This is a genomic window from Sphingopyxis sp. GC21 (assembly GCF_025727575.1).
GTDB lineage: Bacteria > Pseudomonadota > Alphaproteobacteria > Sphingomonadales > Sphingomonadaceae > Sphingopyxis > Sphingopyxis terrae_A.
The window spans coordinates 3,376,467-3,392,292 of the sequence record NZ_CP095845.1 but is presented as its reverse complement, the minus strand read 5'-3'; the positions used below and the strand labels follow the sequence as shown (position 1 = coordinate 3,392,292).

Here is a 15,826-nt window from a genome sequence, read left to right as displayed (position 1 = left end):
AAAACAATGAAGTTCAACATCGAGGTCGATTGCACGCCCGAAGAGGCGCGGCGCTTGTTCGGACTTCCCGACCTCGAGCCGCTGCACGACATCTACCTCAGCCGCGTCAAGGAACTGATGGCGAAGGGGATCACGCCCGACATGGTCCAGTCGATGGTCAAGAGCTGGGTCCCGATGGGCGAGAGTGGATTGAACCTGGTTCAGTCGCTGCTCGGTCAATTCGGTGGCGGGCTGATGGGGGCGGCGGCGAAGCCCGCGGCCAAGGATGACGAGGACAAGCCGGCGCGGGGAAGCAAGCGCTGATCAACACGCCGGCAAGCGAAACAATTTTTGCCCTGTCGAGCGGGATGCCGCCGGCCGCGATCGCGGTTGTGCGGGTCAGCGGTGTGCACGCCGCCGATGCCGTGCGGGCGTTAGCGGGGCGTCTGCCGCCGCCGCGGCATGCGTCGCTTGCCGATCTCAAGGATGCAACGGGAGCGCCGCTCGATCGGGCGCTCATCCTCTGGTTTCCGGGACCGAATACGGCGACGGGCGAAGATCTGGCCGAGTTTCATCTGCATGGCGGCCGTGCAGTCGTCGCAGCGGTCGAAGCGGCGCTGACAGCGCTTCCTGGGCTGCGCCGCGCCGAGGGCGGCGAGTTCACACGGCGCGCTTTTCTGAATGGCCGGATCGATCTCTCCGAGGCCGAGGGGCTTGCCGATTTGCTTGCCGCCGAAACCGAAAGCCAGCGGGTGCAGGCGCTCGGGCTAGCCAGCGGCCATGTGTCGCGCGCGGTGGCCGCGTGGCAGGAACGCTTGCTGGCGTTGATGGCGGCGGCCGAGGCCGAGTTGAACTTTGCCGACGAGGATGACGTCGATGTTTACGAAGGCGCTGCCCCACGGTTGGTTGCGGGAATGGCGGCGCTGGCGGCCGAGTTGGGCGAGTGGCTGGCGCGACCGGCGGCCGAAGTGATTGCAGACGGACTGTCGGTGGTGATCGCCGGGCCGCCGAACGCCGGAAAGTCTACACTTATCAACGCATTGGCGCAGCGTGAGTTGGCAATCGTATCGCCCGTCGCTGGGACGACCCGCGACGTCATCGAAACCCCGCTGGCGCTCGATGGCATTGCGATGCGCTTTTCGGACACCGCGGGATTGCGCGGCGAAGGCGCCGATGTCGTCGAAGCGATCGGTATCAATCGCGCACGCGCCGCGGTGGAGGCCGCAGACATCGTCCTGTGGCTCGGCCCGCCGCGTGACGCCCCCGACCATCCCCGCTGTATCCTGATTGCGGCGCAAGCCGACCGCTGGCGCGGCGACGCCGCTGCCGAAGCCGATGCGGCGCGCTGCGACCTGATCCTGTCGGCGGCGACGGGCGAAGGGATGGAGGCGTTGCATGGCATGATCGTCGACATGGCGCGAACGCTGCTGCCCCGCGAAGGCGAAGCGGCGCTACGCCAGCGTCAACGCGCTGCAATCGCCGACGCGAAACAATGGCTTGGCATCGACCCGCTCTCGCGCGAGGCGGGCGACCTCATTCTTATTGCCGAGCGCCTGCGGCTTGCCGCAGGTGTGCTCGACCGGATCACCGGGCGTGCTGGCGTCGAGGATATGCTCGATGCATTGTTCGGACGCTTCTGCATCGGCAAATGATGTTCCACGTGGAACAGCTCGTGCAGCCGGCATGCGTGCGGGCGCCGTAGACCGACCCCGCCGAATCGGCTAAAGGCGCGGCAATCATGGACAGCAGCAAGATTTTCGACGTGATTGTCGTCGGCGGGGGACACGCCGGGACCGAAGCCGCGGGGGCCGCTGCACGGCTCGGCGCGCGCGTTGCGCTCGTCAGTTTCGACCCGGCGCTGATCGGGACAATGTCGTGCAACCCTGCGATCGGCGGACTCGGCAAGGGCCATCTGATGCGCGAGGTGGACGCGCTCGATGGCTGGATGGCGCGCGCCGCCGATTCCGCCGCGATTCACTATCGGATGCTCAATGCGTCGAAGGGCGCTGCGGTGCAAGGCCCGCGTATCCAGGCCGACCGGAAACTCTATCGCGATGCGATCCAGGCGTTGCTTGCAGCGGAGGAGGCGATTTGCGTCGTGGCCGGCGAGGCCGCGTCGCTGGTGCTTCGCGAAGGCGGTGCCCGTGTCGAAGGCATTGAACTGGGCGATGGGACGCGGCTCGTCGCGCCGGCTGTGGTGCTTGCGACGGGCACCTTCCTCGGCGGACGCCTGTTTCGGGGCGAGGAGCGCATGGTGGGCGGGCGGGTCGACGAAGCCGGCGCACATCGGCTAGCCGAGCAATTGCGTGCCGCGGCTTTGCCGATGGCGCGGCTCAAGACCGGAACCCCGCCGCGGCTCGACGCGCGCACAATTGATTGGGCGCGGCTCGAGGAGCAACCCTCGGACAGCACTGAAGGCGCGCGTTGGACCTGTTCCACGTGGAACAGCGAGCGGACAGTGTCGCAGATTTTCTGCGCGATTACGCGCACCAATGCCGAATCGCACCGCATCATCGCCGACAATCTCCACCGCTCGCCGCTGTTCACCGGTGCGATCGGGGCGGCTGGGCCGCGTTACTGTCCGTCGATCGAGGACAAGATCCACCGCTTCGCCGACCGCGAGGGGCATCAGGTGTTTCTCGAACCCGAGGGGCTCGATTCGCCGCTCGTCTATCCGAACGGCATTTCGACCTCGCTACCTGCCGATGTCCAGCTCGCGATGCTGCGCACGATGGAGGGTCTGGAACGCGTCGAGATGACGGTGCCCGGCTATGCGGTCGAATATGACCATATCGATCCGCGGGCGCTCGATCGCAGTCTGCAGGTGCGTGCAATTGCCGGTCTGTGGTGCGCGGGCCAGATAAACGGCACCACCGGATATGAGGAAGCGGCGGCACAGGGTCTGGTTGCGGGTGCGAATGCCGCGCTTGCGGTGCAGGGCCGCGAGCCGCTCATCCTCGATCGGTCCGAATCCTATATTGGTGTGATGGTCGACGATCTGGTTTTGCAGGGTGTCACCGAGCCCTATCGCATGCTCACCGCGCGCGCCGAATATCGTCTCCGGCTGCGGGCCGACAACGCCGCGACGCGGTTGACGCCGAAGGGAATCGCGTTGGGGCTGGTGCGACCCGCGACGGCGGTGCAGTTCGAAGCGCGCATGGCGGAACGCGCGAGAGCAACGGAGCTGTTGTCAGCGCCGGTAACGAGCTCCGATTATGCCGCTATCGGCCTGGCATTGCCGGGCGACGGGGCGCCGCGGACGCGAATTGACCTGTTGCGCTATTCGGGAGTCGCGATCAGCGACCTTGCGGTGCTCGCGCCGGAGCTTGCCAACATCGACCCGACCCTGCTCGCCGAACTGGCTGAGGACGCCCACTATGCGCCCTACATTGCGCGGCAAGAGGCTGAACTGCGTGCGCTCGCGGCGAATGAGGCCATCCTGCTTGACCCCGCGCTCGACTATGCTGCGATCGGCGGCTTGTCGCGAGAAATGGTCGAGCGGCTTACCAAAGCGCGGCCGGAAACGCTGGGCCAGGCGGGTCGCATCGACGGCGTGACCCCCGCTGCACTGACTGCGATCATGGTGCATAGTCGGCGACGGGCGGCGTGAGGTGTGCGTAGCCGACAATTCTCCCAGGGGTGATCGGTCAGGTGACGGATGCTTCTCGGCGCTTCCCCCAGCTGGCTGGCAATGAACCAGGTCCGTGTGAAAGGCCTCGCGCCCGCGCCGCGGGACTCGAATACCGCTCGCAAGGCACCAGGGCGGGGTGAGGTCGACGGCCATTGATCGACAGGACAATTTACGCATGACGGTTGAATTGCTGACAAGCGAAGCGGAAGCACGCAGTTGGATCGGGGCGGCCTTCGCGCCAACCGACCAACAATGGGCGCAGCTTGATCGCTTTGCCGCGATGCTGGTGGAGGAGAACGCCCAGCAGAATCTGATTGCTGCATCGACAATACCGACCTTGTGGGTTCGGCATATCGCCGACAGCGCGCAGTTGCTGGGGCTCGACGATGCGGGCGAGGGGCTCTGGATCGATCTGGGCAGTGGACCAGGGTTGCCAGGATTGGTCATCGCTATCCTGTCGCCCCGACCGATGCTGCTTGTCGAATCGCGGCGGCGGCGCTGCGATTTTTTGCGGGCGGTCGCGGGTGAACTTAACCTTGCGCATGTCGAGGTTGTCGAAGCGCCGCTCGAACGCATCGCGACGCGCCCCGCCGCGACGATCAGCGCGCGAGCCTTTGCGCCGCTCGACAAGCTGATCGCCTTATCCACGCGTTTTTCCACCGAATCGACGCGGTGGCTGCTGCCAAAGGGGCGAAACGCAGTTAAGGAACTGGCATCTCTGCCGCAGCCATGGCAGAGAATGTTTCACGTGGAACAGAGCCGGACCGACGCCGACAGCCAGATATTGGTGGGCGTGGGGACGATCGGTGGAAAGCAGCGAGGAAAGCGATGATCCGTATCGCCGTGGCGAACCAGAAGGGCGGAGTCGGCAAGACGACGACCGCGATCAATCTGGCGACCGCGCTTGCGGCGACGGGCTGGCGCACGCTGATCATCGACCTCGATCCGCAGGGCAACGCCTCGACGGGGCTCGGAATCGCGCAGTCGCAGCGCGAATTTTCGAGTTATGAATTGCTGCGCGGCGATGCACAGCTGGCCGATTGTGCCGTCCCGACGGCAGTGCCGCGGCTTGATATTGTCCCGGCGACGGTCGATTTGTCGGGCGCCGAGATCGAACTGATCGAATTTGCCGATCGGCTCCATCGCCTTGAGCAGGCGTTGACGAGTGCCGAGGCGGGGCAGTGGGATATCTGCCTGATCGATTGTCCGCCGTCGCTCGGCATGCTGACGCTCAACGCGCTGATTGCCGCCGAATCGCTGATCGTGCCGTTGCAGTGCGAATTTTTTGCGCTCGAGGGTTTGAGCCAGCTGCTCACTACGGTCGAGCGCGTGCGCGGTCGCTTCAACCAGAAATTGTCGATTCTGGGCGTCGCGCTGACGATGTTCGATCGCCGCAACCGGCTGACAGACCAGGTTTCGGACGATGTCCGCGAAGTGCTGGGGCCGGTGGTCTTTCAGACCGTCATTCCGCGCAACGTGCGACTGTCGGAAGCGCCGAGCCACGGTCTTCCGGCGCTGATCTATGATCATCGCTGCGCTGGATCGGCCGCCTATATCGCGCTCGCGCGCGAATTGATTGACCGCCTGCCCAATGTTCGCAAGGCTGCATAAATGGCTGATAATAAAGACGAAACTGGACCATCTGCGCCGCGCAAACGCCCGTCGGGACTCGGCCGCGGGCTGAACGCGCTGTTCGGCGACGTGGCGGCAGAAGCTCCGGTACTCGCGAGTCCCGGTGCCGCCCGCCCGGCGACGACGGCACCTGCTGGCGATTCGGTGCAGCATATCGCGGTGGGCGCGATTCGCCCGCTTCCCGGCCAGCCGCGCCGCCACTTCGATGAAAATGCGATTGCCGAGCTTGCCGATTCGATCGGGACGCGCGGCCTGTTGCAGCCGATCATCGTCCGGCGCGCGCCGGGAGGCGAGGGGTACCAGTTGGTCGCCGGCGAACGCCGCTGGCGCGCAGCGCAGCGCGCGGGGCTGCACCAGATCCCGGCGCTGGTGCGCGAACTCGACGACGCTGCGACCTATGAGATTGCGCTGGTCGAGAATATCCAGCGCCAGGATCTGAACGCGATCGAAGAGGCGAGCGCCTATCGCAAGCTGATCGAGGATTTCGGTCACAGCCAGGAAGCGCTGGCAAAGCTGGTCGGCAAGTCGCGCAGCCATGTTGCGAATCTTATGCGCCTGCTCGACCTTCCTCTCGAAGTGCAGGATCTGGTCGGTGACGGATCGCTGTCGATGGGTCATGCGCGCGCGCTGATCGGGGCCGACGGCGCCGAGGCGATCGCGCGCAGGGTCGTCCAGGAAGGCTTGTCGGTGCGTACGGTCGAGGCGCTGGTGCGCGAGGCGAAGGGGGGCGGCCGCAAGGCGCCCGCCGAAAGCCCGAGCGTGGCTGGCGGCGGGCGCGATCCCGACATCGTCGCGGTCGAACGGCATCTGTCTGAGCTGCTCGGAATTGGCGTTGCGATTCACTATGCGGGCGGCGGCAAGGGCGCGTTGACCCTGAAATTCGCGTCGCTCGACCAGCTCGACATGATCTGCCAGCGGCTGTCGGGCGAATCGATCTGATCGGCGCGCGCCGGGCCATGGCGATTCGCCGCCGATATTTTTCTGTCCGATGCGCTTAATCTGTCCCGCTGCGGGCCGTTAAAGGGGTGACGGCAATCCCCAGGATTGGCCGAAAACTGGCTTAATGCCTTGTTTTTGCTCGCTTGCATCCTGCAAGGCGGGCCAATTCTATATGCGCTGTTAACCATGCTTGTTGGGCAAAAGCTGAACCGGTCGCCCGCTAAAGGGGGCGGCGAATGGGGTGGGATTTCCATTCGATTATCGACTGTTCAAGGGACCAACTTATGCGCACCATTGGAATGAAGCGCGCCCTCATCGGCGCCGCGATTGCTGCTCTCGCCATGAACGCCCCCGCGGCGCATGCGGCGACGGCCACGGGTACGGCGAAGGCGAAGATCCTTCGCCAGATCACGCTCTCCAACACCAGCGATCTGCAGTTCGCGACCGTCATCAGCGGCGCGACCGCCTCGACGGTCGCGGTGTCGACCGCGGGCGGCGTGACCTGCGGTACCGGACTGACCTGCACCGGCACCACGACGGCGGCCAATTTCGACATCACCGGCACCAATGGTGCGGTTGTCGTGGTCGGTGGCGACGCGAATGTCACGCTCAACGGATCGCTTGGCGGCACGATGAACTCGACGCTCAGCTATTCGGCGACGAACGTCACGCTCGGTGCGACCGGCGGCAGCTTTCAGGTCGGCGGCACGCTCAGCGTTGGCGCCAACCAGACGGCTGGCGATTACAGCGGCACGTTCAACGTCACTGCCAACTACCAGTAAACTCTGATTATCAGGTGGGGGGGATCGGCGCGCCTGTGGGCGTGCCGGCCATCGAAAGGGGTCGCCGGATACCAGCTCCGGCGGCCCTTTTTCGTATGCGCGGCGCAGGGCGATGCGCGCGTGCCCAGCTATGGTTAGCGAAATATCAACCATGATGGCGCAACAGGGAGGCGACCAACCTGGGGGCGGCGACCGCGGCCCCCGAACGATTGTGGGGATCGTATCTATGTTTCGCTTTTTCAAGGGCTTTTGCCTGCTCGCGGCGGCTGCGTGCAGCAGCACCGCGCCGTCCGCGCACGCCGCGGGCGATCTGCTCGTAGCGCCGACGCGCGTGATTCTCGACGGATCGCGCGGCACCGAGGTGGTGCTCAACAATATCGGGGCCGAACCCGCAACCTACCGCGTTAGCCTGGAGATCAAGCGGATGACCGCCGAGGGCGGGCTCGACGAGATTGACGAGGCGAACGCGAACGCTGCCGAACGCGCCGCGCTCGACATGATCGCCTTCAGCCCGCGCCGCGTGACGCTGCCGCCGAACCAGCCGCAGGTGATCCGCATCGGCGTGCGTATCCCTGAGGGGCTCGCGCCGGGTGAGTATCGCGCGCATATGCTGTTCCGCGCAGTTCCCGATGCGGCACCGCCCGTCGCCGATCCTGCCAAGCCGACGGGCGACGGTGTGTCGATCGCGCTCACCCCCATCTATGGCATCACTATCCCGATCATCGTGCGCGTCGGCGACCTTGCCGCGACCGCAAAGATCGGGGAGGCTTGGGTTGAGAATACGCGCGACGGACCTGCCTTCAATTTCCACCTCACGCGCACCGGCAACCGGTCGGTCTATGGCGATATCGCAGTGACGCGTCCCGGTGTGGCTGAGCCGCTGCTGCTGGCGCGCGGCATCGCCGTTTATCCGGAGGTCGGCGATCGCACCGTTTCGCTGCGCGTGCCGGCCGAGGTCGCGGCGAAGCTGAAGGGGCCGGTGCAGATCCGCTATTCGGAGGATCGCGAAGTCGGCGGTGCGACGATCGATCAGGCCGACCGGGTGGTGAAATAGCCGGACGGCGCGCGGAACCGGACGGAGGCGGCGATGCTCGGCGCCCTCCTGAAACGCCTGCTGCCGGCGCTCGCCGCCGGGATGGCGCTGGTGGGCTTGCTGCCCTCCGGCGCCCACGCCGCTGAAAAAACGTATACATATCAAACTACTAGTGACAGCTGGAAACCTAACGAAGACGACCGATGGTTGTTCGACCTGCGCTCGGGCCAATATCGGCTCGGCGACGGTGTGCGGGGTTATCAGACGCCGCAGGGGCTGTGCGTCGATCTTGCCGATGTCGTGCTCGCGCTCGATCTCGCGGTGCGCGTCGACCGCAAGTTGCGCCGCGCAACCGGCTGGGTGCTCGACGAGCGCCGCACCTTCCTGATCGACCGCGACGCGGGCGAAGTGCGCGCGGGCAGCGAGCGCTTCCGGATCGGCGCGAATATGATCCGCGACACGGCGGCGGGGTGGTGCGTCGACCTTGCCAGCCTGTCGAAATGGATCGGGGTGCCGATCAGCGCCGACCTGTCGAATGCTGTTCTGCGCATCGATTCGAGAGAAAAGCTGCCGTTCCAGGTCGCCGCCGAGCGCCGCGCGCGCGCTGCGACGATTCGTCCGCAGACGCGCTTCGACCTCGCCAGCCTGCCGCAAGCGCCGCGCCCCTACCGGATGTGGAGCACGCCGTCGCTCGACGTTGTCGCTTCGGCAGGCGTGGTGTCCGACAAGCAGGGCGGATCTTCGACGCAGGCGCGTTACGAAATCTTCGCCGCCGGCGAATTGCTGAAGCAGAGCTTTGATGCGCGCTTGTCGTCCGACGACAAGGGCGTCCCCGACAGCCTGCGCCTGCGGCTCTATCGCACCGATCCCACCGGCCAGCTTCTCGGCCCGCTCCACGCGACGCATTATGCGGTCGGCGATGTCAGCCTGTTGTCGACAGGGATCGTCGCCCAGTCGGTACCCGGCCGCGGCGCGGTGCTGACCAATCGCCCCGTCGAACGCCCCGACGCGTTCGACAAGACCGATTTCCGCGGCGATCTACCCGCCGGATGGGACGCCGAACTCTATCGCAACGGGCAGTTGCTGGCCTTTACCAGCCCCAATGGCGACGGCCGCTACGAATTTCTGGGCGTGCCGCTGCAATATGGATCGAACCGGTTCGAGATCGTCCTTTATGGTCCGCAGGGGCAAGTGCGGCGTGAAATCCGGCAGTTGCAGGTCGGGCTCGATTCGATTCCGCCGCAAAAGACCTGGTATTGGGCCGGGATTGCCCAGGACGATACCGACCTGATCGAGTTCGGCGGGCCGCGCGGCGGCGCCTTCCGGCGCGGCTGGCGCGGTTCGGCGGGGGTCGAGCGCGGCCTCGATACGCGCACCTCGATCGCCGCCTATTTCCACAGCCTGCTGATCGAGAATGTCCGCCGCAACTATGGCGAAGCGGCGCTGCGCCGTTCGATCGGCCCGACCTTGCTCGAGTTCGGCGCTGCCTATGCCGACGACGGCGGCCACGCGCTGCGGGCAAGCTGGCTCGCCGGCTTTGGCGAAACCTATATCCGTGCCGACGCGATGCGCGGTGGGGGCGGTTTTGTTTCGGACCGTTTCATCAACAATATCAACGGCCTCTATTCGGTGTCGATCGACCAGTCGGTAAAATTGGGACAGACGGTGCTGCCGTTGCACGTCGATGTGGCGAAGATCGACCGGACCTCGGGCGTTTCGAGCATCGAGGCCTCGGGACGCGCCTCGGCGAGTTTCCGCACCATGACGCTGACCGGGCAGATCGACTGGTCGCGATCGGATGTGCCCTATGGCGCCGACCCGCCTGACAATCTGACCGCCACGCTGCTCGCCAATGCGCGCATCGGGCGCGTCCGTCTGCGCGGTGAGGCGCGCTTTGCGCTGGCGGGATCGAACGCCGATTCGCGCCTGACCGCGATTGCCGAATGGTCGGGCAAGCGCGACGCCGAATGGCGCGCCGAACTGGGCTATGACAAGGGGCTCGACCGCGCGCGCGCCGGGATTGGCTACACGCGGCGTTTCGACAAGTTTCAGCTTTCGGGCTTCGGCGAAGTGGCGAGCGACGGATCGGTCGCGGCGTCGCTGTCGCTTGCCTTCAGTTTCGGACCGCGCAGCCGGGCCGATGGCGGCGGCGGGGGCTGGCGCGTGTCGAGCGAAAAACTGGCGAGCCGCGGCCAGGTGCTCGCCGAAGTGTGGATGGACGATAATGGCGACGGCATCCGCCAGCCGGGCGAGGCGGCGGTCGCCGATGTCCCGCTGACCGCGGGCAATGGCTTTGTCGATCGCGCAACCGCGAAGGATGGCCGTGCCACGATCGACGGTCTCGAACCCTTTCGTCCGGTGATGATCGGCATCGATGCCGGAAGCCTGCCCGACCCCTATATCCAGCCCGCACTGCCCGGTGTGGTCGTCACGCCGCGGCCCGGCGTCGCGACGCATGTTGCGCTGCCGCTGACCGCGGCCGGCGAAATCGAAGGCGTCGCGATGCGCGACGGCGGCAATGCGATCGAGGGATTGCAGCTAGAGCTGGTCGATGCAGAAGGACGGGTGCGCGCAACCACTCTGACCGAGTTCGACGGATATTTCCTTTTTGAAAGCGTGGCTTACGGCCGCTACACGGTGCGGATAGCGAAAGCATCGGCGGCCGCTCTGCGGCTCGATGCCGCATTTGCGCTATCCGCGGTCCCGGGCAAGCAGACGCCGCGCGTTCGGCTCGGAACGCTGGCGCTGAAGCCGCTGGCGCGCGCGCTGGCGGGCGGGGACGCCGCCGGCGGGGGACAGGGCGGCGCGCGGGCACCGCCCGACGACGCGAAAGCAAGCGGCGGCTAAAGTCCTGATCCTGCTTTGGGGGTGACGGGGCGTCCTCAGCCGAGGCGATGTTCGCCCTTCACCCAGCGCACGGTGCCCGACGATGCGCGCATCACCACGGTTTCAGTGGTCAAAATGCCGCCGCGGCGATGCTTGACGCCGCGCAGAAGCGAGCCGTCGGTGACGCCGGTTGCGGCGAAGATTACATCGCCCTTGGCCAGATCTTCGAGGTCGTAGACGCGGTCGAGATCTTCGATTCCCCATTTTTTCGCGCGCAGCCGCTCGTCGTCGTTGCGGAAAAGCAGGCGGCCCTTGAACTGGCCACCGACGCAGCGCAGCGCCGCCGCGGCGAGCACACCTTCGGGCGCGCCGCCCGATCCCATATAGATATCGACATTGGTTTCGGGATTGGTCGTAGCGATCACGCCCGCGACGTCGCCGTCCGGGATCAGCGCGACGCCGCAGCCGATCGCGCGCAGTTCGGCGATGATCGCTTCATGGCGGGGGCGGTCGAGGACGCAGACGATGATGTCGGCCGGCGCGCACCCTTTTTCGCGGGCCACCGCTTCGACATTTTCGCGCACGCTATTGTCGAAATTAACGATCCCGGGCGAATAGCCGGGACCGACCGCAAGCTTGTCCATATAGACGTCGGGGGCGTTGAGCAGGCAGCCTTCTTCGGCGATCGCGAGCACTGCGAGCGCGTTGGGGCCGGCCTTGGCGGTGATCGTGGTGCCTTCGAGCGGGTCGACCGCAATGTCGATCTTCGGGCCCTTGCCAGGCGCATTGCCGACCTTTTCGCCGATAAAGAGCATCGGTGCTTCGTCGCGTTCGCCTTCGCCGATCACGATCGTGCCGTCCATATAGAGCGTGTTGAAAGCGTTGCGCATCGCCTCTACGGCGGCGGCATCGGCCGCCTTTTCGTCGCCGCGGCCGATCAGCTTGGCGGCAGCGATCGCCGCGGCTTCGGTGACGCGCACCATTTCGAGCACCAGGACCCGGTCGAGGTTGCTACCGTCACTTTTTGCCATCGGCTCACATCTCCGTCTTTACTTGCTCCGCCCCATCGGCATGCTGGGCGCCATATGGTCGTGCGCCCCGCTTGTCGAGATCGCTTCGCCCGATTCGGGGGCGTGATTGCGCTGACGTGCGTCATTGGCATGACAGCGCCGCCGCTCGCCGCTCAGGATGCGTCGCCGCCGCCCGCGCAGGACGCCGAGGGTGCGATCGCGCGCAGCCGGGTGCTGCCCGACCCCGTGCGCCGCTGCGGTCCGATCAAGGCTGGCGAGATTCTGGTGTGCGGCTCCGATACCGACCGCAATCGCCTGTCGCCCGAACTGCGCGCCATCGCCGGGGTGGGTCAGGATGCATCGCCGCAAATCCCGCGGGCCGAGGCGAAGGCGATGAGCCTCGACAAGCTGCCCTATAACTGGATGCCGATCGGTGGGCGGTACAAGCCCGGCCCCGAATATAACCCGCTTTACGAGATGGCGAAGCGCGCGACCGATCCCGAAGCGGGAATCCCCGCGCTGCCCGAGGAGCCCTAGGCAAACACCTCGACCGTGGTGCGATCTTCGGAGGCGCGGTAGAGACCTGCGGGAACGAGCAGCAGCATCAGGAAATAGGCCGCCCAGAACAGCAGCCACCCGATACTCATCGCCGTTTCGGCGAAATTGCCGGGCGCGCTGTTGAACAGAATGAAAAGATGCGGTGCGAGCAGCGCCAGCGTCAGCAGGCCGGACAGGACGTAGATGGCAAGATAGAGCCCGAGGAGACGCGGCCATGCCGTTCGCGTGCGGCGCCAGGATTCGGCAAAGGCCGATACCGGCTCGAGCCGCCCGCCCGCCGCCATCACCGGTCCGACGAGACAGAATCGCGCATAAATCCACGAGCCGAGCAGCGCTGAAACGATATAGCGGAAGATCACAAGGGCGATTCCATAGCTCTGAACAGACTGAAATGCCGCGAGCAGCAGGATCGGTAGCGACAGGATGATTCCGACGCCGAAATAGAGGATCATATTGACCACCAGATAGGCCGCGCCGGCGACGAGCCCGTACATGATCTCCGAAATATAGCCCTCGCGGATCTCGGCGAGCAGCGCATTCCAGGCCGCAAGCAGCGCGCCGCTTACGATCAGGCTGACGATGCCAAGAAGATAGAGCGGCCCGGTGATCGATCCGCTGACGCGATAGGTCCAGGGATCGGCAGCGATGGCGACGAGGGTGCGCAGATCGAAGATCGGCTCGCTCGACAGCAGCAGAAAGGGCAGCACGACGCCGAGGCCGACATAGGTCAGCAGCGCTTGCCAATACTGCCGGGCCAGCGCGCGTGCTTCGGCCAATCCCTCCCGGATCGCTATATCCATGTCTGTCCCCCCACCCCCTCAGCGAGAGCTAACAGGGGGATTTGCGAATGCAAGCGGGGTCAGAGCGCCAGGATCGGCATATGCATTGGCGTACCGATGACATGATCCGATGCTGCGAGCGCCGCGAGCGCCGCGGCGACGGCGCGGCCCGGACCTTCGTGCGTGACGAGCGCGATCAGCACGCCGCCCTCGGCATCGTCGCCGCGCTGGATGAAGCTTTCGATCGAAACGCCGGCGTCGCGCATAGCGGTCGCGATCTCGGCAAGGACGCCGATCCGGTCCTCGACGATCAGGCGGACATAATGTTTGCCGACGCGCGCGCCCGCATCGGCGGCGGGGGCTGCATCAAGCGCATCGACCGGCATCGCGAAGGCGGGGCCATATTCGTCGCGCGCGATGTCGATGATGTCGGCGACGATCGCCGATGCCGTCGGCCCCGCGCCCGCGCCCGCGCCTTCGAAAAAGAGTCGGCCGACGAAATTGCCCTCGGCGACGACGGCATTGAGCGCGCCGGGGACATAGGCGAGCGGATGGTCGGCGGGGACGAGGCACGGCTGGACATGCTGATAGAGACCGCTTTCGTCGCGTTCGGCCATACCGATCAGGCGGACGCGGTGGCCGAGCGCGGCGGCCTCGCGAATGTCGGCGGCGATAAGGCCGCGGATGCCCTCGGCGGTCACCGTGTCGATGTCGAGCCGGGTGCCGAAGCAGAGCGCGGCGAGGATCGACAATTTGTGTGCGGCGTCGATCCCGTCGACGTCGAAGGTCGGGTCGGCCTCGGCATAGCCTTCGGCCTGGGCCGCGGCGAGGGCGTCGGCGAAGCTCGCGCCCTCGCGCTCCATCAGCGTCAGGATATAATTGCAGGTGCCGTTTAAAATGCCATAGACGCGGGCGATCTGGTTCGCCGAGGCGCCTTCGCGGATCGCCTTGATGACCGGGATGCCGCCCGCGACAGCGGCTTCATATTTGAGCGGCGTGTCCTGCGCCTCGGCGATCTGCGCCAGATCGAGCCCATGATGCGCGATCATCGCCTTGTTCGCGGTGACGAGCGCCTTGCCCGCGCCCAGCGCCTGGCGGGCGAGCGTCAGCGCAGGGCCGTCGGCGCCGCCGACCATCTCGACCACGACGTCGACATCCTCGGCCTCGACCAGCGCCGCCATATCGTCTTCCCAGCGATAGGGCGACAGATCGACGCCGCGATCCTTCTGGCGGTCGCGCGCGGAGACGGCGACGATCTCGACCGCGCGGCCGGCGCGGCGCGCGATCAGGTCGCGATTGGCCTCGAGCAACCGGACGACACCGCCGCCGACGACGCCGATACCGGCGAGCGCGACACGCAGCGGCGGGCGCGGGGTGGCGGGGGCGGGCTGAGGCGACATGCAGGAACTCCTTGGCAGGGCGGGCCGGAGCCCGCATTCGCCTGCGCCCCTATCGGCTTTTCGCCCGGAAACAAGGCCCCCCGTTGCCGCAGGCCCGGCAGTTTGGCTGGGTCAGAGGCCTGGCGGCGGTGTGCGGGTGCGCGTGCATTGACCGAGCGCGCCAAGGACGACGGCATAATCGGCGGCCGCTTTCTTGCGGTCTTCGGGAGCGGCGCCGCCGAGTTTGCTGAGCGGCAGGCTTCGCGGCAAACCGCAGGCCAGGCGATACCAGCCGAGCGTGTTCTGGCGCGGAATCGGCGCGCTTTCGTCGACGATCTCGCCGAAGGCGGCCGACCAGCGGCGCGACCCGTCGGCGGCGGTCAGGACGGTGATCGACACCGGTTCGCCGGTCTTGGTGTCGAGGAACAGCTGCGTCTCGCCCTCGCCGGGCAGTGTGCCGGGGACGTGGAAACCGTTGGCGATTCCGGTAATCGCGGGCGGGGCGCCGGGCTTGACCAGCTCGGTCAGGATCGCGCGCAGCCGCGATTCGGTCGCAGCGTCCCAAGGCAATTGGGCGTCGGGCGCGATCAGCTGGACGCTACCGGTGCTGCTGCTCCCCGCTGCCGCGCCCGCGACCGGGCGGGCGAAAAGCAGCACGGGCTGCTTCTTTTTGAGCTTCGGCGGCTTGCCTTTTGCGTCGAGCGGAAGGTCGACAAGATAGCTGATCCGCGCCGCCAGCGGCCCCGATCCGCGAATCAGGCTGACCACATCGGCCTCGACATAGAATCGCGCAAAGCCCGCCGCGAGCCCCGGTGCCCGTTCGGCCTTAAGCAGCGCCGTGCTGTAGACACGCGCCTCAATCACCATCGGGGCAACTGTCGCCAGATCGGCGAGATCGGCATAGCTCCAGGGACTTTCGGTACCTGCGGCGGGTGTCGGAGTTTGGGCGTAAGCATTTGAAAAACAATTAGTAAACAAAGCAATGCCGGCCACGGTAGCCAGGGCGAGGGCGCGCATATTCGATCCACCTTCTGTTCTATCCTGCCTCGAAAGGCGGCCAATTGCCCATCATGGACAAGTGCACATTAACCGCTGATAAAGGGTTTGCGAACTTCTCGCCACCGCGATAGGACGAGCGGTGAAGCGTCCGGCATAAACAGAACAAGCCGGTTGCTAAGCCATCGGGTCTGCGGAGCGCATCGGAAAATATCCGGGCAATTGGCAACCGAACCCGATGGTGCGGATTTGGTGTCAGGATGATCTAGCAAGGAGCGTCGT

At 66.0% G+C, this 15,826-nt stretch carries 14 protein-coding genes; 10 read left to right on the top strand and 4 right to left on the bottom strand.

From position 1 onward, the window contains the following. Positions 1 to 6 precede the first annotated feature (6 nt). From MU856_RS16320 to MU856_RS16280, 9 genes are all read left to right on the top strand, one after another. On the top strand, positions 7 to 303 hold the full coding sequence (locus tag MU856_RS16320) for a DUF6489 family protein (RefSeq protein ID WP_263587952.1): 297 nt from the start codon (positions 7 to 9) through the stop codon (positions 301 to 303). A gap of 23 nt (positions 304 to 326) precedes the next feature. Further along, on the top strand, positions 327 to 1,631 hold the full coding sequence (mnmE, locus tag MU856_RS16315; protein ID WP_263588989.1) for a tRNA uridine-5-carboxymethylaminomethyl(34) synthesis GTPase MnmE: 1,305 nt from the start codon (positions 327 to 329) through the stop codon (positions 1,629 to 1,631). 86 nt (positions 1,632 to 1,717) lie between these two features. Further along, positions 1,718 to 3,589: a tRNA uridine-5-carboxymethylaminomethyl(34) synthesis enzyme MnmG gene (gene mnmG / locus MU856_RS16310; protein WP_263587951.1), complete on the top strand. Its 1,872-nt coding sequence runs from the start codon at positions 1,718 to 1,720 to the stop codon at positions 3,587 to 3,589. Positions 3,590 to 3,785: 196 nt separating this feature from the next. Then, complete coding sequence (gene rsmG / locus MU856_RS16305; RefSeq protein ID WP_263587950.1) at positions 3,786 to 4,442, top strand: 16S rRNA (guanine(527)-N(7))-methyltransferase RsmG; 657 nt, start codon at positions 3,786 to 3,788, stop codon at positions 4,440 to 4,442. After that, positions 4,439 to 5,221 carry a ParA family protein gene (locus tag MU856_RS16300; protein WP_003042095.1) on the top strand — a complete coding sequence of 261 codons (783 nt, stop codon included), beginning with the start codon at positions 4,439 to 4,441 and terminating at the stop codon, positions 5,219 to 5,221. The genes rsmG and MU856_RS16300 overlap by 4 nt, the downstream gene beginning before the upstream one ends. Next, entirely contained in the window at positions 5,222 to 6,181 is a 960-nt protein-coding gene (locus MU856_RS16295) for a ParB/RepB/Spo0J family partition protein (protein ID WP_263587949.1), read from the top strand. A 284-nt stretch (positions 6,182 to 6,465) separates the two neighbouring features. Next, entirely contained in the window at positions 6,466 to 6,963 is a 498-nt protein-coding gene (locus MU856_RS16290; protein WP_058810817.1) for a DUF4402 domain-containing protein, read from the top strand. 226 nt (positions 6,964 to 7,189) lie between these two features. After that, a complete protein-coding gene (locus MU856_RS16285; protein ID WP_263587948.1) occupies positions 7,190 to 8,017 on the top strand; it encodes a molecular chaperone in 828 nt (275 codons plus the stop codon). Between the two features lie 33 nt (positions 8,018 to 8,050). Next, positions 8,051 to 10,843 carry a collagen binding domain-containing protein gene (locus tag MU856_RS16280; RefSeq protein ID WP_263587947.1) on the top strand — a complete coding sequence of 931 codons (2,793 nt, stop codon included), beginning with the start codon at positions 8,051 to 8,053 and terminating at the stop codon, positions 10,841 to 10,843. Positions 10,844 to 10,878: 35 nt separating this feature from the next. Here the strand turns inward: MU856_RS16280 and glpX are convergent, their stop codons facing one another. Continuing rightward, positions 10,879 to 11,853, bottom strand: coding sequence for a class II fructose-bisphosphatase (gene glpX / locus MU856_RS16275; protein WP_062901417.1), 975 nt, complete (start codon positions 11,851 to 11,853; stop codon positions 10,879 to 10,881). Between the two features lie 129 nt (positions 11,854 to 11,982). Here glpX and MU856_RS16270 point away from each other — a divergent pair, with 129 nt between their 5' ends. Beyond that, positions 11,983 to 12,369, top strand: a complete 387-nt coding sequence (locus tag MU856_RS16270) for a hypothetical protein (protein ID WP_234180464.1) — start codon at positions 11,983 to 11,985, stop codon at positions 12,367 to 12,369. On the opposite strand, the gene MU856_RS16265 is transcribed toward MU856_RS16270, so the two are convergent. From MU856_RS16265 to MU856_RS16255, 3 genes are all read right to left on the bottom strand, one after another. Next, on the bottom strand, positions 12,366 to 13,190 hold the full coding sequence (locus MU856_RS16265) for a hypothetical protein (RefSeq protein WP_263587946.1): 825 nt from the start codon (positions 13,188 to 13,190) through the stop codon (positions 12,366 to 12,368). The genes MU856_RS16270 and MU856_RS16265 overlap by 4 nt on opposite strands. Positions 13,191 to 13,249: 59 nt before the next feature. Next, positions 13,250 to 14,569, bottom strand: coding sequence for a homoserine dehydrogenase (locus tag MU856_RS16260; protein WP_263587945.1), 1,320 nt, complete (start codon positions 14,567 to 14,569; stop codon positions 13,250 to 13,252). A gap of 111 nt (positions 14,570 to 14,680) precedes the next feature. Then, a complete protein-coding gene (locus tag MU856_RS16255) occupies positions 14,681 to 15,415 on the bottom strand; it encodes a hypothetical protein (protein WP_263587944.1) in 735 nt (244 codons plus the stop codon). Between the last annotated feature and the right edge of the window lie 411 nt (positions 15,416 to 15,826).